This is a genomic window from Mariniradius sediminis, assembly GCF_021491425.1.
GTDB classification, from domain to species: Bacteria; Bacteroidota; Bacteroidia; order Cytophagales; family Cyclobacteriaceae; genus Mariniradius; species Mariniradius saccharolyticus.
In genome coordinates, this window is record NZ_JAKEVZ010000005.1 from 94,875 (window position 1) to 115,833 (window position 20,959).

General features: G+C 45.2%; 17 protein-coding genes and 2 tRNA genes. 7 read left to right on the forward strand and 12 right to left on the reverse strand.

Annotated elements, in window-relative coordinates; translation table 11 throughout:
• Both L0U89_RS07825 and L0U89_RS07830 read left to right on the forward strand, forming a co-directional pair.
• Entirely contained in the window at positions 1 to 561 is a 561-nt protein-coding gene (locus L0U89_RS07825) for a GNAT family N-acetyltransferase (protein ID WP_234861028.1), read from the forward strand.
• Between the two features lie 17 nt (positions 562 to 578).
• Positions 579 to 1,187 (forward strand): hypothetical protein, encoded by a 609-nt coding sequence (locus L0U89_RS07830; RefSeq protein ID WP_234861029.1) that lies wholly within the window; start codon positions 579 to 581, stop codon positions 1,185 to 1,187.
• 3 nt (positions 1,188 to 1,190) lie between these two features.
• On the opposite strand, the gene L0U89_RS07835 is transcribed toward L0U89_RS07830, so the two are convergent.
• Positions 1,191 to 2,531: a Gfo/Idh/MocA family protein gene (locus L0U89_RS07835; protein WP_234861030.1), complete on the reverse strand. Its 1,341-nt coding sequence runs from the start codon at positions 2,529 to 2,531 to the stop codon at positions 1,191 to 1,193.
• Between the two features lie 258 nt (positions 2,532 to 2,789).
• Between L0U89_RS07835 and L0U89_RS07840 the strand changes: the two genes are divergently transcribed.
• Together L0U89_RS07840 and L0U89_RS07845 are read left to right on the forward strand one after the other, a co-directional pair.
• The gene (locus L0U89_RS07840) at positions 2,790 to 3,335 is read left to right on the forward strand and encodes a ferritin (RefSeq protein WP_008629849.1); all 546 of its coding nucleotides are present in this window, start codon (positions 2,790 to 2,792) and stop codon (positions 3,333 to 3,335) included.
• A 409-nt stretch (positions 3,336 to 3,744) separates the two neighbouring features.
• A complete protein-coding gene (locus tag L0U89_RS07845) occupies positions 3,745 to 4,746 on the forward strand; it encodes a helix-turn-helix domain-containing protein (protein ID WP_234861031.1) in 1,002 nt (333 codons plus the stop codon).
• 93 nt (positions 4,747 to 4,839) lie between these two features.
• On the opposite strand, the gene L0U89_RS07850 is transcribed toward L0U89_RS07845, so the two are convergent.
• The gene (locus L0U89_RS07850; RefSeq protein WP_234861032.1) at positions 4,840 to 6,321 is read right to left on the reverse strand and encodes a S10 family peptidase; all 1,482 of its coding nucleotides are present in this window, start codon (positions 6,319 to 6,321) and stop codon (positions 4,840 to 4,842) included.
• A 195-nt stretch (positions 6,322 to 6,516) separates the two neighbouring features.
• On the opposite strand from L0U89_RS07850, the gene L0U89_RS07855 reads away from it, so the two are divergent.
• A complete protein-coding gene (locus L0U89_RS07855) occupies positions 6,517 to 7,230 on the forward strand; it encodes a pseudouridine synthase (RefSeq protein WP_234861033.1) in 714 nt (237 codons plus the stop codon).
• Here the strand turns inward: L0U89_RS07855 and L0U89_RS07860 are convergent.
• Entirely contained in the window at positions 7,217 to 8,086 is an 870-nt protein-coding gene (locus L0U89_RS07860; protein ID WP_234861034.1) for a bile acid:sodium symporter family protein, read from the reverse strand. The two genes, L0U89_RS07855 and L0U89_RS07860, sit on opposite strands and share 14 nt — an antisense overlap.
• Positions 8,087 to 8,217: 131 nt before the next feature.
• Between L0U89_RS07860 and L0U89_RS07865 the strand changes: the two genes are divergently transcribed.
• Positions 8,218 to 8,799: a hypothetical protein gene (locus L0U89_RS07865; RefSeq protein ID WP_234861035.1), complete on the forward strand. Its 582-nt coding sequence runs from the start codon at positions 8,218 to 8,220 to the stop codon at positions 8,797 to 8,799.
• Here L0U89_RS07865 and L0U89_RS07870 read toward each other — a convergent pair.
• The 9 genes from L0U89_RS07870 to L0U89_RS07910 all read right to left on the reverse strand — a co-directional run bounded on the left by L0U89_RS07870 (position 8,796) and on the right by L0U89_RS07910 (position 19,985).
• Positions 8,796 to 9,356, reverse strand: a complete 561-nt coding sequence (locus L0U89_RS07870; protein ID WP_234861036.1) for a 1-acyl-sn-glycerol-3-phosphate acyltransferase — start codon at positions 9,354 to 9,356, stop codon at positions 8,796 to 8,798. The two genes, L0U89_RS07865 and L0U89_RS07870, sit on opposite strands and share 4 nt — an antisense overlap.
• Complete coding sequence (locus L0U89_RS07875; RefSeq protein WP_234861037.1) at positions 9,353 to 10,156, reverse strand: patatin-like phospholipase family protein; 804 nt, start codon at positions 10,154 to 10,156, stop codon at positions 9,353 to 9,355. Before L0U89_RS07875 ends, L0U89_RS07870 begins: the two co-directional genes overlap by 4 nt.
• Positions 10,146 to 10,985, reverse strand: coding sequence for an MBL fold metallo-hydrolase (locus tag L0U89_RS07880; RefSeq protein ID WP_234861038.1), 840 nt, complete (start codon positions 10,983 to 10,985; stop codon positions 10,146 to 10,148). Before L0U89_RS07880 ends, L0U89_RS07875 begins: the two co-directional genes overlap by 11 nt.
• 81 nt (positions 10,986 to 11,066) lie before the next feature.
• A complete protein-coding gene (locus tag L0U89_RS07885; protein WP_234861039.1) occupies positions 11,067 to 12,014 on the reverse strand; it encodes an acetyl-CoA carboxylase carboxyltransferase subunit alpha in 948 nt (315 codons plus the stop codon).
• Positions 12,015 to 12,198: 184 nt separating this feature from the next.
• A tRNA-Asp gene (locus tag L0U89_RS07890) sits at positions 12,199 to 12,272 on the reverse strand.
• Positions 12,273 to 12,297: 25 nt separating this feature from the next.
• A tRNA-Asp gene (locus L0U89_RS07895) sits at positions 12,298 to 12,371 on the reverse strand.
• A 118-nt stretch (positions 12,372 to 12,489) separates the two neighbouring features.
• The gene (gene galE, locus L0U89_RS07900; protein ID WP_234861040.1) at positions 12,490 to 13,512 is read right to left on the reverse strand and encodes a UDP-glucose 4-epimerase GalE; all 1,023 of its coding nucleotides are present in this window, start codon (positions 13,510 to 13,512) and stop codon (positions 12,490 to 12,492) included.
• Between the two features lie 80 nt (positions 13,513 to 13,592).
• Complete coding sequence (locus tag L0U89_RS07905; protein WP_234861041.1) at positions 13,593 to 16,730, reverse strand: PKD-like domain-containing protein; 3,138 nt, start codon at positions 16,728 to 16,730, stop codon at positions 13,593 to 13,595.
• 126 nt (positions 16,731 to 16,856) lie between these two features.
• On the reverse strand, positions 16,857 to 19,985 hold the full coding sequence (locus L0U89_RS07910; protein WP_234861042.1) for a PKD domain-containing protein: 3,129 nt from the start codon (positions 19,983 to 19,985) through the stop codon (positions 16,857 to 16,859).
• Positions 19,986 to 20,387: 402 nt separating this feature from the next.
• On the opposite strand from L0U89_RS07910, the gene L0U89_RS07915 reads away from it, so the two are divergent.
• On the forward strand, positions 20,388 to 20,954 hold the full coding sequence (locus L0U89_RS07915) for a serine protease (protein ID WP_234861043.1): 567 nt from the start codon (positions 20,388 to 20,390) through the stop codon (positions 20,952 to 20,954).
• Positions 20,955 to 20,959: the final 5 nt, after the last annotated feature.

Below are 20,959 nucleotides of genomic sequence, written 5' to 3' on the forward strand. Positions count from 1 at the left end.
ATGCTTGATTTTAATATTCAGCTGGAGGACGACAAAGTAGTTTTACGTCCGCTTTCGAGAGAAGACATTGGGGAATTGGAGGAACTTGCATCCGATCCGGATTTATGGAGATATTATACTCATGATTTGTCCCAAAGGGAAGAACTTGAGGCATGGTGTTTGCCTGCATTTCTGTCAGATCGCCTCCAATTTGTCGTAATAGATAAAACATCCGGCAAAATTATCGGCAGCAGTGCATTGGGCAATTTTTCACCGAGGGATGGACGCATCGAAATTGGATGGACATGGCTTGGAAAAAGTTACCAAGGACGTGGATTCAACCAATCCATGAAAAAACTGATGCTGACCTATTGTTTTGAATCGCTGGGTTTGGAACGGGTAGAATTCAAAACGGATGTGTTGAATATGGCAGCAAGAAAGGCGCTTAGAAACATCAATGCCATAGAAGAAGGTGTCTTGCGGAGTCATACTTTGATGACAAAAGGACGACGGCGGGACACGATCTACTATAGCATTTTGAAAAATGAATGGGAGTTTGTAAAACGTGAAAATGAGTGGTAGGTAGATTCAATCGAAAAATGAAAAAAGTCCTCTTGAATATTGTGGTCGCAACCTTTCTTTTGTCGTCAATGGTCTCATGTACCATAGAAGATACAGGAACCGATCCCTTGCAGAATTTGAACGCGGTGTTTGTTGGAACGCAGATTTTGGATTTTAAGTCAGCAAGGCTTTCTATCACAGGACCTGCAAATATTACAGGAGTGAATTCCCACGTACGTGCCAAGCTGGAACTCTCAAGCGCTCCCGTTTTCCAGGAACCATTCGGAGAAAACACCAACATCATGTCGATTACATTGATGTCTGTGAACACCGGTTTTGACCTTCCCAAATTCCCTTTGGCAAATGGGATCTATGATGTCTTTCCACCAACTGGATTTTCCGATCCCAATATCATCGGAACCTTAGAAGGTACGAGCTTCAGCTACGGCCCCTCGATCGGCATAGGCTACAAGCCTAATTTGACGAGTTTTGGCACAGTGCATGAATCCTCATCAGGGACGATTCAGCTATTGTTTGATGTAAGAACTTCTTTGGTGAAAATCACCTATGACTACCTCACGGCAGAAGGTACCAGGGTAAGCGGCAGCAATACGCTACCGCTCAACCTCAGTTCATTTAATCAATGAAAATCATACACTTGGAAGCTTCCATCCATTGTGATAGTTTGCCTTCATGAGTTGGTTGGCTTCGTTGTCCGTGAATTGACCTTTGGCTGCATCCCAGTAGACTTTCTTTCCCGTTTTGAAGGCAATGTTCCCCATTTGTGCATTTATTGCGGCAATACTTCCAGTTTCGATTCCACAGGTCAGTTTGGATGCGTCGTTTTGCAGAATTGAATTGACAAATCCCTGTGCATGGAGCTCCAGCGCACTTCCTGACGGACGTGTATGCGGTACTTCCTCTATTTTGTTTACCCGCTGACCGTCTTTGTTTTCCGTTTCGGGAATGACTTTCCATCCACCCCTATTGACAACAAGTGTTCCGTTGTTACCAATAAAGGCAATACCTTCTGTCGTTCCATAATTTCCACCGTCAATTCCGGTCGCGTGTTCCCAAAGCATGTTGAATCCATCGTATTCATACACGGTTTGGAGGGTATCGGGTGTCTCAGAGGCGTCATCAGGGTATGCAAATTTCCCTCCTGAGGCCATCACTGATTTTGGCGCAGTCACCCCCATGGCATAGAGTGCAATGTCAATCTCATGCACGCCCCAGTCAGTCATCAATCCACCTGCGTAGTCCCAAAACCACCTGAAGTTAAAATGAAACCTATTCGAATTGAATGGACGTTTAGGCGCAGGACCCAGCCACATGTCATAGTCGACTCCCTGGGGTACAGGACCATCGGCTACTTTCGGCACGGGCTTCATCCAGCCTTGGTATGCCCAAGTCTTCACGAGGCGTATTTGGCCCAATTTGCCTGACTTCACATAGGCGATAGCTTCGGCATATTGCGAACCACTCCGCTGCCACTGCCCCACTTGTACCATTTTGCCATAGCGCTGCTTGGCTTTCACCATCAGGTTACATTCCTCGATGGTGTTTGCGATTGGTTTCTCGACATACACATGCTTGCCTGCGGATAGGCTGTCCACCATATTGAGGCAGTGCCAATGGTCCGGCGTGCCGATAATGACCGCATCTATGTCCTTATTTTCCAGCATTTTTCGATAATCGCCATACACTTGAGGCTTTTTGCCCCGAAGTTTGTTTACATCTTCCGACCGTTGTGCCAGCACTGATTGGTCGATATCCGCCAAGGCGATGCAATTCACATTTGGAATTTTCAAATGGGCATTCATATTGGACCAGCCCATACCTTTGCAGCCGATTACCGCCACGTTCAATTGGTCGGAAGGCGCAATTCGATTTGAAAATGAATGAAGCGACTCGGCACTGACGAAGGGCGAAAGGCTAATCCCCGCACCGGCTAAAATGCTTTTTTGAATAAAATCTCTTCTTGTTGCCATGAATTGATAGGTTTTCAGGTTTATTGTTTTTTAGAAAATTTCTTGAACGATTGGTCAAGAATAAAAATAGGCCTAAACTTTAACAATGGAAAAACCATCGGTCAAAAATCAGGCGATGTCACCAAAGTAAATGAATAGTCCACCCTTACTCGGGTTTTTAGATTTTTACTTATACCAAATCTAAATTTCTCGATTACGCGGTTATTGGGAACCATCTCGCCATTTTTGGGTTAAGTTTGTGTATAAACTGTATTTGCTATGAAACAGAAAGAAATCGTAACGCTACAGCGTTCATTGCTACACGATACCGAAAAACTCCTCAATCAACAGATAGAAATGGAGGGGAAATCTTCTGCCTACTATCTATCGATGGCATCATGGTGTCATATGATGGGCTATGCCAACGCTGCAAAGTACCTCTACACTCATGCCGACGAGGAAAGAATGCACATGATGAAGATTTTCCATTATGTGAACGAAGCAGGTGGCCATGCAATCCAGCCCGAAATTACTGGCGTTCGCCATAACTTCAACTCCTTGAGGGAAGTCTTCGAATTGATCCTTGAGCATGAGATCAAAGTGACCAAGTCCATCAACGCCATCGTTGACCATGCTTTTTCTGCGAAAGATTTTGCCACATTCAGCTTTATGCAATGGTATGTGACTGAACAGCGGGAAGAAGAAACCATGTCCCGTAGGGCATTGGAGTTGTTTGACATTATCGGAGAGGAAGGCATCGGCCTTTGGACGATTGACCAAGAACTGGGCAAATTGCATTCCGCTGCTGCTGCAGAAGGAGCTTAATGAAAGCGGGATAAATCCCGCTTTTTTTTTAAAAAATGATAATCCTGTTGAAGATTGCTATTTCGCCGTGGAACACGAAAAAAAAAGCGACGTGAACACCTTGAGTCAAAAAAAAATAAATTGTTTAACTAAAAATCAATGATACCATTTGAAGCCATAGAGATTAAAATATAGATTTTTCTATTTTTTACAATATTATTTTTTGATTTATCCAATAATTGGATAAAAAAATCGAATAGCTACTATTAGCGATTTTTTGGAAATTTGAATTTGAATTTTGTAACTTAATCCAAGCTGGAAATTCTTAGTCATAAAATCTGGGCCGGACGCAAGTAGGCTCCCCATCTGACTAGCCCAACTAATGTTTACCGTCTGTTTTTAACAAATAATGCTGTAAATCTTTTGAACTATGGGTACCTCGGAAATTCAAGTACAGTTTTTTCAACATGTCAAAAACCTTCTCCCTCCCTATAAATCCCTCGTGGATGAAATCTCGGATTTGCTCGAGATCAGCAATGATTCGGCTTACCGACGTATTCGCGGCGAGAAGTTCATTGATCTGGAAGAAATCAAAAAAATCAGCCAACACTTTAACATTTCTCTTGACCAGGTTTTTAACTTGGAAAGCAACGCTATCGTTTTTCATGGGAAACTCAATTCATTTACAAAGGATAGCTTTGGGGATTGGTTGGCGGATGCGCTGAAGCAGCTTCAGTTCATTTACTCGCAAAAGAGCAAGCATATCTATTACCTTGTAAAGGACATGCCGCCATTCTATCAGTTCTACTATCCGGAGTTGGCCTCATTTAAGTATTTCTTTTGGATGAAGTCGATTTTGAACCTCGAAAATCTTCGGAATGAGAGGTTCTCGATGAACAATCCAATGTTTCAGCCTCTGAAAGAAACCGGACTTAAAATCATCCAAGTCTACAACATGATTCCGACTACTGAGATTTGGAATGAAGAGGGGATCAACGTGACGATCAAGCAGATATTTATGTATTATGAAATGGGGATTGTCCAATCAGCCGATGACGCTAGATTGCTCTATAGTCAACTGACGGATTTGGTCAACCACCTCGAGAAAATGGCCGAATCAGGCAAAAAATTCGATATCGGAAAGCAGCCAACAAACGATTCTGCACCTTATAACATGTTTGTAAATGAAATGGTAATTGGGGACAACACGTTTTTGGCTCAATTGGACAATTTCCGAATCACATATCTCAACCATTCGGTCATGTACTTTATCGGTTCGATGGACCCGAAATTCAACGATGCATTGTTCTTTAACCTTGATAACTTGATGAAAAAATCAACGCTCATTAGTTCGGTGGGTGAAAAGGAACGCCGTCAGTTCTTTAACCGTCTCCGCAGAAAAATTGAGGAAAAAATGAACCTTCTGGTATAATGCACAAAAAAGCTTGCTCGATTCTAATTTAGCTTACCAAAGAAAAAGCCACCGATTTTAATGGTGGCTTTTTCGCTTGTTATCCTTTCAAATTTAATTCTTTGCCGGGACACCTTTACCAGGTAAGGATTTTTGGATAAACTGCCGTATATCCTCGTTGGATGTCGCCAAGTCTTCCGCCCTCAGGTACATCATATGTCCACTTCTGTAGCCCTTGAATGAAAGCCTGTCCTGAAGCTTTCCTGCAGGATCCAAAGCCCACATATTGTACTTGGCGTTGAAGTAGTCGGTACCTCCATCAAAATAACCGGATTGGGTCAATACATGCAGATAAGGGTTCTGGAGCATTGCTTGTGCCAATTGGTTGCCTGTGTTTTCATTGGTGCGGTCCCAAGGCTGCACAGGGCCAAACAAGTAATAGGTCAGATCGGTATCGTACTTTAGGATGTTTTTGGCATAAATGTTCATTGCAGGAGAAAACGCGTGGTTCCAAGAAGTCAGAGCCGGATCAAAATCAAACCTTTCGCCTGCATCCGTCTGGTCAATTCCCTTGTAGCGGCTATCAAGGCGACCAACGGTCATACCTTGATCACGCAATAGTTCCTTCCAATAGAAGCTCGTTGGTACTGCCAAAGCATGTTGTAAAATTACTTCTTCTTTCAATCCAGAATAATACGCCATTTTTTTGGCGATCTGGGCGCGTTCGGAAGCGCTGAGGGAACCACCTTTGGCAATGGCGGGAATCACGACCTCAAGCGTGTATTTCTCCACTTCGGGAAGGATTTGGTCCAAATCTTTACTCTGCAACTCAGCGGGAAGCACCTTATGATACCAAGCAGTCGCTGCGTAGTAAGGCAAATAGTTTGCTTTGGCGACCGCACCTGCCCGATCCAAACCGAGACCTGTCGGTGATACCAGCACCACTCCGTTGAAATACATCCAATGGGCATTTTGAAGCTCATGGACCAAACCGGCCACCCTGGTTGTACCATAACTCTCCCCTATCAGGTATTTTGGAGAAGCCCATCTATTTTGACGGGTGACGAATGACTTTACCCAATCCGCCAGATATTTGATATCCGCATTGATGCCAAAGAATGTACTTCGCGGAACATCCTTATCCACGATTCTTGAATAACCGGTATTTACAGGATCGATGTAGACGATGTCAGCTACATCTAGAATTGAATGTTGGTTTTGCTTGACGCCATAGGGCTGAAGTGGGTATCCCTCCTCATCAATATTCAGCACATAAGGGCCTGTGTACGCCAAATGCATCCAAAGTGAGCCGGAACCTGGTCCACCATTGAAGGAAAATACAAGTGGACGGCTTGCTTTATCACTGATCTCGGTCCTTTCATAATAAGTGAAAAACAGCGTGGCAATCGGCTTTCCGGCTTCGTTCCACACAGGCATGGTCCCTGCTGTAGCTTTATAGGGTACACGTTTTCCCTTAATGGTGACTTCACCGTTGGTCACGGAGGATGATTCGATTTTGATGGCCCTCTCTTCTTGGGACCAGGCCAATTGGCAAGTAAAAGCCAAAATGAATAGCAACAGTAATGGTTTTTTCATGGGTATATTCCGATTGGTTAGTACGGGAATTTACGGTATTTGCCAGCTTCAACCTTTCGATTTATATGAATATCCTTAGGAAAGGATAAATGGAAGCAAGCATGAGTGAACGCCGTTGCAAACCTGCGTCGCATTTGGATATCAATGTTGAATCCTGTTTGTTTGGAATCTGAAATTGGGCAGCTCATTTCTATTATGGAAGAATCGATTGACATCATTTTTGAAAACGAAAACTACCTCGCCATCAACAAACCGGTCGGAATGCTTGTACACAGGACAAATATCGCTTTTGAAGAACATGCATTGATCGCCGAGCGGATATTGAAGCAGCAGCTTGGTTTCAAGGTTTTTCCACTGCATCGTATCGATAGGCCAACTTCTGGAATTGTGCTCTTTGGAAAATCTTCTGATGCTGCCTCAGCACTCCAGCCCCAGATTACCACCGAAAAGGTGAAAAAGCTCTACCTATGTATAGTCCGGGGACATATGCCAACGGCGCATGGCATTTTGGATTTTCCTTTATCAAAAAAACTGGAGGGAGAACTACGGGAGGCTAGGACAGAGTTCTGGACATTGTCGGAGACAGAGATTCCTTTTTCTTCATCCGATCGGTATTTGACCAGTCGATATTCCCTACTGAAAGTCTATCCTCACACCGGCAGGATGCACCAAATCCGTCGCCACATGGCAAAGGCGCGGCATTATGTGATCGGTGATACTACGCATGGCGATAACAAACAGAACAATTTCTTTAGAGATCGCTTCGGTTCAACACAAATGTACCTCCATGCTTGGAAGTTGGCTTTTGAGGAGCCAAATACAGGGCAACAAATAGACATAACAGCAGACTTGCCAACCCATTTTACGGATATGCTTCAGAAGCTTTCTTTGGAATTTAAGCCTCTATAAGTCCCTTATTCCTATTGGCCAAAAAAACCACCAGTGCAGAAGTCATAAACATGATCAAGCTGTAGATTGCGATTGGGATGGTCATTTCTGAGTTTTTCAGCAGCGTCGCAGCAATCATGATTCCCAAGGTTCCATTTTGGATTCCGGACTCGATGGCGATGGTAATCCGCTGTCTGTTGGAAAGGAGAAATGTCCCGGCGAGGAAAAAGCCAACGGTCATCGTCAAAAGATTCAACAGCAAGGTGAGCGGGCCGGAAATAATAAAATAATCGATGATGTTTGCCCTTTCTTTCAAAATCGCTGCAAGGAGAATAAGTACAAAAAACACGGCAGAAGCAATTCTGACTGGCTTATCTGCTTTTTTGGACAACTTCGGAAAGCGATAATGAAGCAACATTCCGATCGAAACAGGAATAACTGTTACTCCGGCGATTTGGACGATTGTTTCAAAAACCGGTAGTGACACCGAACCCGCTTCCCCAAAATGAGCAATCGCAAAGTTCACGATCAAAGGAATCGTAAAGATTGTCAGGAAGGAGCTGAACGCCGTCAAAGAGATCGATAAAGCCAAATCCCCCCGGGACAGATGGGTGATCAAGTTGGATGTTGCGCCTCCGGGGCAGGCGGCGATTATCATCACGCCTACAGCCAGTGCACCCGTCAAACCAAACAATTGAACCAATGCATAGCCAAATATTGGAAGCAAGATCAATTGGTTGAATAGGCCCAAGAACATGGCTTTGGGGTAAACGAAAATATTCTTGAAGTCCTTAATCGTAAGGGAGAGTCCCATGCCGAGCATGATAAATGCCAAGGCTAGGGGTAGGAAGACAGAAGTGAGGATACTTTCTTGCATGTTGGTGGTCGGTTCTTTTGGGATGTTTTTTTAAAATTTAAGAAAATTATTCGAATTCAAACCATTCCCCCAAATTTGAATTGCCAACCTAAGGCAAATCGTTTCGTATCAAACTTTGAACTCCCCGTTTCATGCGTCGTACGCTATTCATCATTTTCCTTTCCCTGCTCGGATGCAATCAACTGGACGATCAAGTGCCTGCCGGAACTCAGTTGTTGAGGAATTCGGATATTTCATCCCCCAATTCGCCACAACCTTGGGTCTCGGTGACTAGTCCAGGTTTTCTACTTGGAATGAGTAGGGATGAATTCAGGTCAGCTTCGGCCTCTCTTTTTATCGAAAGTCGCGATAGCACCAATATCGACCCGACCACTTGGAGACAGACCATCAATTCCCCATTGCCCAGAGAGGGCCAAAAACTTACACTGCGAGCCTATTTGAAAGGAGAAGAAATCAAGAGGTTTGCCCCGGGAAGCAATGTTTTTATCAGTTTGCGGGCGTTTCCGGTCGAGGACAGCAACGGCAATACTGCAGGCAGGTACATCACCTCTCAGGAGCGGATCATTGTAGACAGCACGTTTACGTGGAGACCGATCGAGTTGGTGCTCAACAATATGCCACCCGAAGTCGAGTACCTAGTCGTTTACCTGGCTATGGCGCCGCGAACATCCGGAAAAGTTTACTTCGATGATATTACCTTGACGGTGGATTAACGGATCCCTTTTTCGGGATGTTTACCTGTGACGGTTCTGCCAAAAGCCTTCATTTCTTCAATTTGGGCGTCCATGTTTCCATCGGGATAGATGATGGGCCCTATGCCTGCTTCTTTTTTCTTGTAATCCAGATACCCGATGACTACGGGGACATTTGCACCCAAAGCGATGTGGTAAAAGCCTGTTTTCCATTTTGGAGCATAGCTGCGGGTTCCTTCCGGTGTGACCATGATTACCAGTTCATCCGATTCCTTGAGCATTCTGGTCATCGCCTCGGTGTAGGTTTGCTTCCTTCCACCAGGAATACGCTGCCTGTCGATGGCAATTCCGCCGAGTCCTTTTAGCAACCAGCCCAATGGGCCCACCATCACTTCTTTCTTTATCGTGAATTTCACGGGAATATCCATTAGAAAGAATGCTGCCCGCGCATATAAAATATCCCAGTTGCTTGTATGGGGAATGGCAATCAACACCGCCTTCTTGAGGTCCTTCGGCCAACCGACATTCAGGGACCAGCCAGAAATCCAAAATACCAATCTGGAGAGGAACTTCATCATTTGATTTTCTTTTTGCCTGTTTTTGATTTCAATTCTAAAATACTCGGATTGTCCTCTAAAAATTTGACGGCGGTCTCGTATCCAGCTTGGAAAATGTCCTTTGCCTTTTTGGTATCAAATACACCGTAGCGCGCCAGCCCTTGTGGCTCAATGAAATAGTCGCATACATGCTTTCGACTGTACACGTTGTAGTTCATCGTCATGATGATAGACCGTTCGATCAGACTTTTAATGTTCTTGATGTTGTGTTCAACAGGAAGGTGGTTGCAATTTACGCCAATGACAACATCGCAAACACCATCCAATGGCTCGACGGGCAGATTGTTCAATACACCGCCGTCGATGTAGTAATGGTTGTCTATTAAAATCGGGTCAAACATGCCGGGAATGCAGGATGAGGCCATCAACGGCTTGATCAATTCACCTTCAGAAAAGTAAACCGCTTTGGCACGCCGGACGTCAGTTGCCGCTATGCTTAGTGGAATCTGCAGCGATTCAAAACTATTGGATTTCAGGTATTTATGATACAACTCCTCGACCAGGTCCATTTTCAAGATTCCGGTCCAAGAAATAGCTGGCTTCAAAAACTTGAAATAGTTGGTCTTGAGGATAATCTCGAGGATTTCTTCCGGCGAATGCCCACTGCAATAGAGCGCACCCGCGATAGCACCAGCGCTGCTTCCCGAAAATCTGTTGGGGAAAATACCCGCCTCATTGAGGGCTTTGAGCACCCCCAAGTGGGCCACTCCTCGTACTCCCCCTCCGGAAAGTGCGATGCCTATCTTAAGATCAGAGCTCATGCAGTGCAAATGTTTGATCCAAACGTACGCCTTTTTCGGTCATTTTTACGGTACAGCACTCGTGGATTGGATCATGTTCCAAAAAAAGCACCCATTCGTTGCGGGCCGCTTCCTCCAAAAACAGTCGCTTTTCCTCGAGGGTAATCAAAGGCCTCGTGTCGTAGCCCATAACATAGGCTAATGGAATATGTCCCACAGAAGGCAATAGATCAGCCACAAAGACAACAGTTCGGCCTTTGTATTCTATCTTCGGAAGCATCTGCTTGTCGGTATGGCCATCTACCGTAATGATCTCAAATCCTTCAAAAAGCCTTTTTTTATTCAAATCAACAAATTCCAATACTCCATGATCTTGAATGGGAAGGATATTCTCTTCGAGAAAAGATGCCTTTTCCCGTGGATTTGGCACCGTCGCCCAATTCCAATGATCAGAATTGGACCAATACGTGGCTCTGGGAAATGTCAGTTCGTACTGTCCATGGGAGCCATATTTGATTCCGCCGCCACAATGGTCAAAATGTAAATGTGTCAAGAAGGCATCTGTGATATCGTGGAAACCGACGCCAAGACTTCTAAGGCTCTTGGCGAGACTATCTTCTCCATGGAGAAAATAGTGGGAAAAAAACTTGGCATCTTGCTTATCCCCTATCCCATTGTCAATCAGTACGATACGCCCATTGTCTTCAACCAATAAGCAACGCATGGCCCAAGTGCAGAGGTTGTTTTCATCGGCGGGATTGGTGCGTGACCAAATCACCTTCGGTACGATACCAAACATGGCGCCTCCATCCAACTTAAAGAATCCTGTATTGACTGTATATAGATTCATAAAATGATGCTCAAAAAAAAAAACGCAAAAACAGGAATCCAAATATGGAAAACCCTGATTCTGCGGTTGATTTGTAAATATTTACTCGACAACAACGCCCATGGAGCAGAACTTGTCGATCCTTTGGTTGATCCTGTCCTCTGGATTAATGCTATCTAATTCCTTTAATGCTTGAATAATTGTTGCCTTGATGGTTTTTGCCATCGATTTCAAGTCCTTGTGGGCACCTCCAAGCGGTTCCTCAATAATTCCATCAATCAGACCGTTTTTCTGCATGTCCGAAGCGGTCAGTTTCAAGGCCTCGGCGGCCTGTTCCTTATAGTCCCAAGACCTCCATAGGATGGAAGAGCAGGACTCGGGCGAAATGACCGAATACCAGGTATTCTCAAGCATATATACCCTGTCGCCGATCGCGATTCCCAAAGCACCACCTGAGGCACCTTCACCGATGATGATACAAATGACCGGGACCTTCAGCATGAACATTTCCTTGAGGTTGCGGGCAATGGCTTCACCCTGCCCCCGCTCTTCAGCTTCCAAGCCGGGAAATGCACCCGGAGTATCGATCAGCGTGATGATTGGTTTATTGAACTTCTCAGCCATTTTCATGAGACGAAGGGCCTTTCGGTATCCTTCGGGATTTGCCATCCCAAAGTTTCGCTCCTGTCTCTGTTTGGTGTTTCTTCCTTTTTGCTGACCAATGAACATTACCGTTCGCCCATCAATATCTCCCAATCCCCCAACCATGGCCTTATCATCCTTGACTGTGCGGTCACCGTGCAACTCGATGAAATCATTGGTCATTTCATAGATATAATCTAGGGAATATGGGCGATCCGCATGGCGAGACAGCTGTACCCGTTGCCATCGGGTAAGGTTTTGAAAAGTCTCTTTTTTCAGGGCTTGAATCTTCTCTTCCAAGGAATGAATATCTGAGGTCAAATCAATGCTTTTTCCCTTAGCCAAATCCTTCATTTCCTGAAGTTTGGACTCCAAATCAGCAATCGGTTTTTCGAATTCTAACAGCATAATTGGTTTTTTTGGCTTTGGCAAAGATAGAAATAATATGATTAACCGCTACCCGACGATGTCTATTGTTTCATCAGCCCCAAGCCCAATCTCGGGCCGATCAACCCTTATCACCATCGATTCCGGTGCCTGAAAATTTACAATAAGCCAAAAAAAAAGCCCCAGCATTTGCTGAGGCTATTTGCGGAATGGACGGGACTCGAACCCGCGACCTCCTGCGTGACAGGCAGGCATTCTAACCGGCTGAACTACCACTCCAATAACTGAAACTCTTAAACTAAAGCGGAATGGACGGGACTCGAACCCGCGACCTCCTGCGTGACAGGCAGGCATTCTAACCGGCTGAACTACCACTCCGTGACCCTTCTCTTTTGAAGTGGTGCAAATGTAGGGAATTGAACGTGTTTTGCAAAATCGAGCAAGAAAATTTCCCGTCTGGCAAATTACCTGCCTCTATCTCAGAAACATATTTTTTTTACTTCCCGGCCGATCCCAGCTTCACCTGCCAATTCCAAGCATCCCGCATCGAATCTTCCAGGCTGTATTTGGGAGTCCAGCCAAGCAGATTCTTGATTTTATCCGTATTAGCCCAGGTCTTCACGACATCTCCTTCCCGCCGCGGGCCTATGCGGTAATTCAATTTTTTCCCCGATACTTTCTCGAAGGCTTTGATTACTTCAAGCACTGTATTGCCGTTGCCGGTCCCGACATTGAAAACATCGTAGAAGGTATCTTGCTGCTTAAAAAGATACTGGATTGACTTCACATGGGCATCCGCAAGGTCCAAAACATGGATATAATCCCGCACGCATGTACCATCAGGTGTATCATAATCATCACCAAACACTGTCAACTGCTGCCTTATGCCTGCTGCGGTCTGCGTAATGAAAGGTACCAAATTGGCCGGCACGCCTTTTGGCAATTCACCAATTTCGGAACTAGGATGCGCACCGATTGGATTGAAATAGCGCAAAGCGACTATTCTTGATTTTGCGCCACTCTTGATGTAATCCCTGAGAATGTCCTCACATATTTTTTTGGTGTTACCATAAGGACTTTCAGCCTCTTGCCTTGGCGTTGATTCCGAAACTGGAAGTATCTCAGGCTGCCCATATACGGTACAGGAGGATGAGAAAACCAAATCCTTAACCCCGTATTCAGCCATTGCGTCAAGTAGAATAAGCAATGACTCCACATTGTTGCGGTAATACTTCAGAGGATTGGCTACACTTTCTCCAACTGCTTTTGACGCAGCAAAGTGAATTACACCGGCAAATTCGTTCTCGGAGAAAATCTCCCTGACCGAATCTCTATCCAAGCAATCTGCCTCATACCATTTGATCTTTGTTTCTAAGATTCGTTCGAGACTACCGATGACTGAGTGATCGGAATTGGAAAAATTATCCAAAATAACAGGTTCAAAGCCAGACTGAACCAAGGAAACTGCCGTGTGGGAGCCGATGAAACCCGCTCCGCCGGTGATTAAAATTTTTTTCATAGGTGATAAATTTAAAAATGCAGTGCAATTATAAGCCTAAATGTGAATTGGCAGCAATTGTTGGGGAAATTTTTGAAAAATTACCTTACAATTGTGAAAGCCCCTCTTTGCTGGAGTTTCTCTTTTTTTCCGTCAATTTCAAAGGCGTACTCGATCATGAAAGTATATGTTCCGGCGGGCGCATCGTACTCCCTGATTTTACCGTCCCAGCCGTCTGCACCTGCGTACACCAATTGGCCCCATTTGTTGTAGACCCAAAGTTCGAAACTGATTTGGCAATTGCTCACTCCTTCAAATTTCCCATCAGAGGGATTAAATCCAGTTGGCATTCGCAATGTGGGTGCGCCGTCCCGCATTTCTCCAAAGGCACGCAATTGACAGCCATTTTGATCTTCTACCAGCAAGCCATATCTGCCAGAGGCAATGTTGCTGAGGCGTATATCGGAACTTGCATCCGCTTCCCAAGATAATATATAAGGAGAAACGCCTCCTTTTGGAATCGACAGCAGCGTGCCGTTTGCCAAGCCACCGCATGCGAAGCGCTCAATCTCAAATTCGATAGAGATGGGCTCCGGAGATTCAATCTTGACCGGAACAAAAAACGAGCATCCGACAGCATCTTTCACCTCCAGATCATATTGACCCCTGTTCAAGCCACTGACGTCAACTTTGCCTCCCGTGATGGTGGATTCAAATCCCTCAATTCTATAAGGCTTCGTTCCGCCAACCAGCTCAAACGAAACCGAGCCGTCATTTGAATCAAAACAGGTTGCATTGGTGATCTTCGGCGGGCCGAGTAGGGAAAATGGTATCGAAGTTTTGATCTCAAGATTTTCAATAACAATCTCACATCCTCCTTTATCCGTAATCGTCACTGCGTATATCCCAGTGGGCAAGCCTTCGGCTATCGGAGCATTCAGTGTAGTACTGTGGGACCATTTGTACGTGAAATCACCCGTACCACCGGTAGACTCGATTTCAATTCGTCCAAAAGTGGATCCTTCGCAAATTTCGGTAGTCATCGTCTTTAGCGAGGAAGCCAAAGGTTGGTTGACATTGATGGGCAGACGAGTGGAAAATCCATCACAAGTGGGGTTTTCCAAACTGTATTCACGGTACCAAATTTCGCCAGAGGACCCGATTCCGCCCCATTTGACAGTTATCTCAGCTGTGGATTGTCCCGAGATGATTTCCCCGCCAGTTACAAACCACTCATAGCCTCGCTTGGGAAGAAGGTCCTTTACCTGGTATTTGAAGGTATCCGCTTCACCAAAGCAAATTTGCGATTTTCCTTTTGGCGCACCCGGCTGAATGGACTCGGTGATCAATACCTTGATTTCCAAAGGCTCACCCTCACAACCTTCTTTTGTCATGGGAAAGGCCACTACCTTTGCGTTGGGGTCTGGCGCTCCCCATCTCACTTGGGCGGTGTAGTCAGTAGTTTGGACAATCTGTCCCCCGCTCACCTCCCAACGCACTTTTGCCGTGTTCTCGATATTTTCGAACGTGTACGTTGCCACATCAATCAGGGGACAAACCGTATCTGGGCCCTCTAATAAACCTTGGGATTCTACGACCTCTACCTCGAATACCGCTTCCTGAATTTGGTCGCAAGCCCTGTCTCCCGTAAAAGCGGTGATTCGGATTTCATACTTACCTGGTTTTTCAAACTTATGATCAACGACTTTTCCCTCCTGCATCGGAGTACCATCACCAAAAGTCCACTCGAATATCTGGAACTTCGGATCAAAAGGGATCACATTCCATGTTCCAAGTTTATCCAGGCAAGCTACTTTGTCTCCTTCAACTTCAAATTCATAGTCGACCTCCGTCCTGAAATTGAGGTTGGCAAGGCTTGCCCCCGCCGAATATCCATAGGACTCAATGAATCCCGAACCATATACATACCCGATGATTCCTTCCAGGTTGGAAAGTGTATGTGGGCCTTGGGATATCTCTATTCGAGCGTATGAGAAATCGGAATTGCCTGGGACTGGCTGGAATTGGTTGCCCACATTCACTCCGTCAAGGAATGTGAGTGATTCCGTACCTCGTTTTGCGATTACATTCAGATAATGGTTGACAATCCCGACGACCCTCACTGCCGAAAAAGCAACCTTTTTTATCAGTTGGTTATTTGGACTAAGCGTCACCATTGTAGGGTCGCCGTTACTGGCAAATGGGCCATTTTGGATGTTGCACCATTGACTCTTCGCAAAAGTGGTGACCGCTATGGGTTTTGAGCCCCTGATGTTGACGATTTCGTCTTCGCCAAAATTGAAAGTGAGAAACTTACCGCGATTGATTTTTCCTTGAGAAACGCCATTGATAAAGACCTCTGTATTGTTGTCTGAAGCCAATACCTTGACCATTTCTCCCGACGAACGTCCTTTGAATGCCATGTGGATGTATTCCATTCCCCAAGAGAATACAGGGTAGGCTTGTTGAAACAAATGGTCACCCGTCGTACCGCCGCAGTCCCGTCCAATGGCTGTCATCTTGTTGCCCCCAAAAACCGCTATGTTTTTGCAGTCACCATCCTGACTACCCAAAACCCTTACCCTTGTCCCTGTCAAATCACCCTTAGCTTTGATTTGGTAGGATTGTCCCTTGTTGAGTTTGACATTGATGGGTGCACCGGGCGGAATGGTATTGATGGTTGGGGCAGTGGTCACAATTTCTATCTCTGTGTCATTTTCCACCGCCACGACGAGCATCGAACTTTCATAATTGACGTTGCTTCCAGGGTTGACGTCAGGAGCAAAATCCTCGTGATGTGCCGTAATAAAATATTCCTTTCCCAGTGAAGACAAGGGTAAAATAACCGTGCCATCCGCGCTTCGCTCCCTGAAATTGAAGGCATGAACGGCTATGTTGCCATCGGAAAAAACATAAATACCCAAATCTTCAACCTGCCCGGAGGAACGGTGAATTACATCCAACCCGTCTTTTGGGAAATCATACACGTACTGTTCGCCCGCCTTTATCGAAAACATATGGGTGCCGGTAGCATATTGAATAAATCCATTGGCGTCTTCCGCAGCCGAGATAATAATCGTGGCTTGATCCAAGCGATTAGGAACAATTCGGTTGTTTTCCATGAAACCGACAAAAAATTCCCTCCCTATCGTCGAGAGTTGGGCAAATACCGGAGATTGAAAGACAGTAACAACCTGAATTCCCAAAATCAAAACAAGGACTTTAATGGCAGTACGCATCCAAACCCGGTGATTTCTAAACTTCCTAATTTATCAATAAATTTTGTCTATCCAGACTAGTTTTTGTTTAAAGGGTTTGTTTAGCAAGATTGTTGTCTAACCAAAGTGTTTTGTCTATTGAGGTTGTCATCGAAGTAGTGTCACGACTCCCCTTTGTTCATCAACTGTATATATTCCGTTGACAGTAGCCTCATATACGATTTGGTAGGTATAGGTGCCGGGTGGCGCATCCTCACCATTGTAGGTCCCATCCCAGCCTTCTCGTCCTGAATAAACCATTCCACCCCATCTATTGAAAACCTTTAACGTATAATTGACTTCGCAATTGGCTACTGGGCCAAAATTCCCGTCCCGTGGATCAAATCCGGTCGGCATGCGCGCTTTAGGAACTTCCTCATACAGATCCCCAGAGCCAATGCTGATGCACCCCAATCCGTCCCTTACTTTTACCTCATACCGACCTTTTGGTAATCCGGTCAGGTTGGTACCGGTGGAGTTATCGTATGCCCAAACATAGCTGAACGGAGCCAGTCCTTTTGCCGACCCGACCACCAATTCCCCATTAGAACCGCCCGGGCAGGTGGCCTTAACCATTCTCACGTCGACCTCAGCCGGCATTGGGGACTCGATCCGAAAATTCGCAGGAATCGAGCAACCGTTGGCATCCTTTACGATAAAGGTATAATTCCGCCCCTCCAATCCGTTAAGGGCGATCTCGGAATTTCCAAAGCTGAACTCATCATAGTCGATTGAATACGGAGGTACGCCTCCTTTGACCTCAACCAGTGCATTGCCGTCGGGCCTTCCAAAGCACGAAGTCGGTTCTGTTCTGATGTTTGCAATGGTTAGAAGGTCCGGTTGGGTTATAGATATTCCTGTTAGTTCAACATTGCACCCAAATGCATCCCGGACGGAAACTGAGTAGTTACCAATTCCCAAGTTTCCAGCCGTCCCATTATTCAGATTAGTGTTGTGACTCCAAGTGTAGACATAAGGTGGTTTTCCACCTGTTGCAAGAACAGATATCTCTCCGGTTTGACTTCCAAAACATATGACATCCTGCTTGTTTTGAAGCGCAATTGACAACTCCGCATTTACCAACACAGAAAGCTTTGGCGAAAGCCCTTCACAAAAATCATCCTTGAGGCTATACTCCAGGTACCAGATTTGACCCGTTACGCCAGGATTATTCCATTTTACCTTCACCGTGTTAAGCTCATTGGAACCGATGAACTCCCCTCCTTCGATAAACCATTCGTATCCTCGTCCGCTCGTGAAAGTACCAACTTCATATGTCCATTCCGCTTCAGCATCAAAACAAATCTCAGTTTTCCCGACCGGTACAAGTGCCTCAATCAATGGATTGATAACTACAGTCATGGCAATCGGGGCTACTGGACAACCTTCAATATTGTAAGGTTTCGCAATGATCTGGGCTGCCGGATTTGCTGGTCCCCAAAGTACCGTAACACGATTATTGGCCGGGTCTTCTGAAATGATCTCTCCTCCTATTGCCTCCCAATCGACTTTTGAAATCTCAGCTTCGGTCAGCAGTCCGTAGGTGATTTCCTCGACATTGGGACAAACCTTGGCAATGCCTCTTATTTCACCGGTTACTTCTTCGACTTTCACCTTGAAGATGACTTCCTGTTGTTGATCGCAGGAATTTTCGCTGACTGCCGCTATTACTTTTACTTCATATTCACCTGGAGTGGAAAAAACATGATCCACTTCCTTCCCTTTTTTCTCAGCGGTACCGTCACCAAAATCCCAGGTAAAAAACGTAAAAAGTTCGTTGTCAGGTACGATTTGCCAGGCTGCTTCCTGTCCAAGGCAGGCTACACGCTCTCCAACGACATCAAACTCATATTCGCTGTCCGTTAGGAAATTCAAATTGTCCAAACTCGCGCCCACAGCAAATCCATAAGACTCAATATATCCAAAGCCGTACACATAGGCTATCAAACCTCCCCTATTATTCAAAGAATGTACACCCGCGCCTATGTTGATTCTTGCATAAGAATACTCGGAACTTCCGGGAATCGGAGAAAACCGATTTCCAATGTTGTTGCCATCTAGCCGGGTGGCATCCACTTCGGCTGTCTTGACGATCACGTTGACATAGTGATTTACAATTGACGGCAACTGGAGTGCATTGAACGTGATACTGGTGAGTAGCTGTTGATTTGGGCTGTAGGTGATCATAAAAGGATCACCTTGGTCGAAAAAGGGCTGATTTCGGTCATTACAGTTTTGGCTCTTTGCAAAAACCGTCACAGCGGATGGCTTATCTGTCTTGATGGAAGCTACCTCATCTTGCTGGAAATTCAAGGTCATGAACTTACCCGCATTCAATGTGCCCCGATTTACCCCGTTGACCCATACCTGGGTTTGGTCTTCAGAAGCAAGGACTTTAACAAGCTCACCTGAGCTTCTTCCGGCCAAGGGGATATGAAAAAACTCAGAACCCCAAGTATTGATCGGATAGGCTTGTTGAAAAAGGTGGTCGTTTGCCTGACCGCAGTCCCCTACACTGGTCCATTTGTTGCCTCCAAACACCGCAATATTTTTACATTCTTCCACGTTTTCGCCGATTACCCTTACTCGGGTACCGGTAAGGTCGCCTCTTGCCTTGACTTGGTAGCTTTGTCCCCGATTGAGGGAAATGGTGAAGGGAACATTCGGAGCTTGGCCGGTCCATGTCCACACTGAGGGTATGATCTCTATTTTGGTATTGTCTTCCACTCCCGCTACGAGCAGCAGACTTTCATTATTGGCATTGGCATTGTAATTGACTGGGTAGGTCATCGTTTCAAAATGGGATGTCACGAGGTATTCCTTCCCCAATGTCGGAACCGGTAGCACAACCGTGCCATCAGCCGAGCGAAATCGCTCATTGAAGGCATACACGGATACATTTCCAGAGGATTGGATGTACAAACCCTTGTTTTGGACCATCCCCGAGATTCTGTGCAGCATGTCAGAATCGTTGATTTGGTACATGAACTGCTGACCGGCATTCAATGAAAAGTTGACCGTCCTTCCATCATATTCTAGCGTCCCGGTAGCAGCTTCTGCAGCAGTGATAACCACGACTCCCCTATCCGGCGCGTCAGGAGGAACGCCGTTGTTTTCCATGAAGCCAAACCAAAACTCTTTGCCCATCGTCGTGACTTGTCCCTGAGCATTAAAAAAAATGAGGAGAAGCAAAAAAGCTACTGCACTGACTTTTCCGGGACGATAAAAACTAACCATAATACTCCAAATTCGAGGTTAATATAAGCTTTTGGATTTGCTATAAAAACTTTTTCTTTTATGAAATACAGTTTTTAACATACAAGAAGCTTGTCTTTAATGATAAAAAATAAATAAAAGCTATAAATTGAATTACATTTAGTATTTTAAATACTGATTTTCAGCTATTTATGTTTAAAACAATTTGACGGTTTTCCCTTTCCCGAATCGTAATTTTTTAGGATCAATTGATTTGGAACCTACAACTTGTCAAGAGCAAAAATTGGATTCTTGTTTAAGCACCCTTTAGAGTTTGGATTCATAGGAAAATAGTTCGGGGATTGGCCTGTCGGAAAAAAAATTCTCGAAGACTTTTTGCGTCAAAAGGTAATTTACCTAGTTTAGAAAACTAAAATTTGAGATATGGAAATGTTCAATGAAATGGAGCCCTTGCTCAAAGTGTTCTGGTACATCGCGATCCCGAGTTCGCTTGTATTCCTAATCCAAATGGTGATGACATTTATCGGCGTGGATGCAGGGGAAGGTCTGGAAGCTGACTTTGACGGTAATTTGGACGATGCTGGTGGACCTTTTCAGTTTTTCTCCTTCAGAAATCTCATCAACTTTTTGATGGGTTTTGGCTGGGCTGGGATTGCATTTTATCAGTTGATCGAAAGCGAGTTTCTATTGGTTGCCTTGGCCTTCCTTGTAGGACTGGGCTTTGTGCTGATATTTTTCGTGATCATTAAGCAACTGCAGCGCCTTGCTGAGGATAATACTTTCAAAGTGCAGGAAGCTCTGGGGAAGACAGCAGAGGTGTATTTGACCGTACCTGCCAAGCGGTCCGGAACCGGAAAGATCCAAATCAGCGTCAAAGGTACGTTTAAGGAAATGGCAGCCGTGACCGATTTCGAATCAATCCCCACAGGTGCCTTGGTTAAAGTGAAATCTATCGATTCAGAAAACATTTTGGTCGTCGAAAAAATCTAAACTTT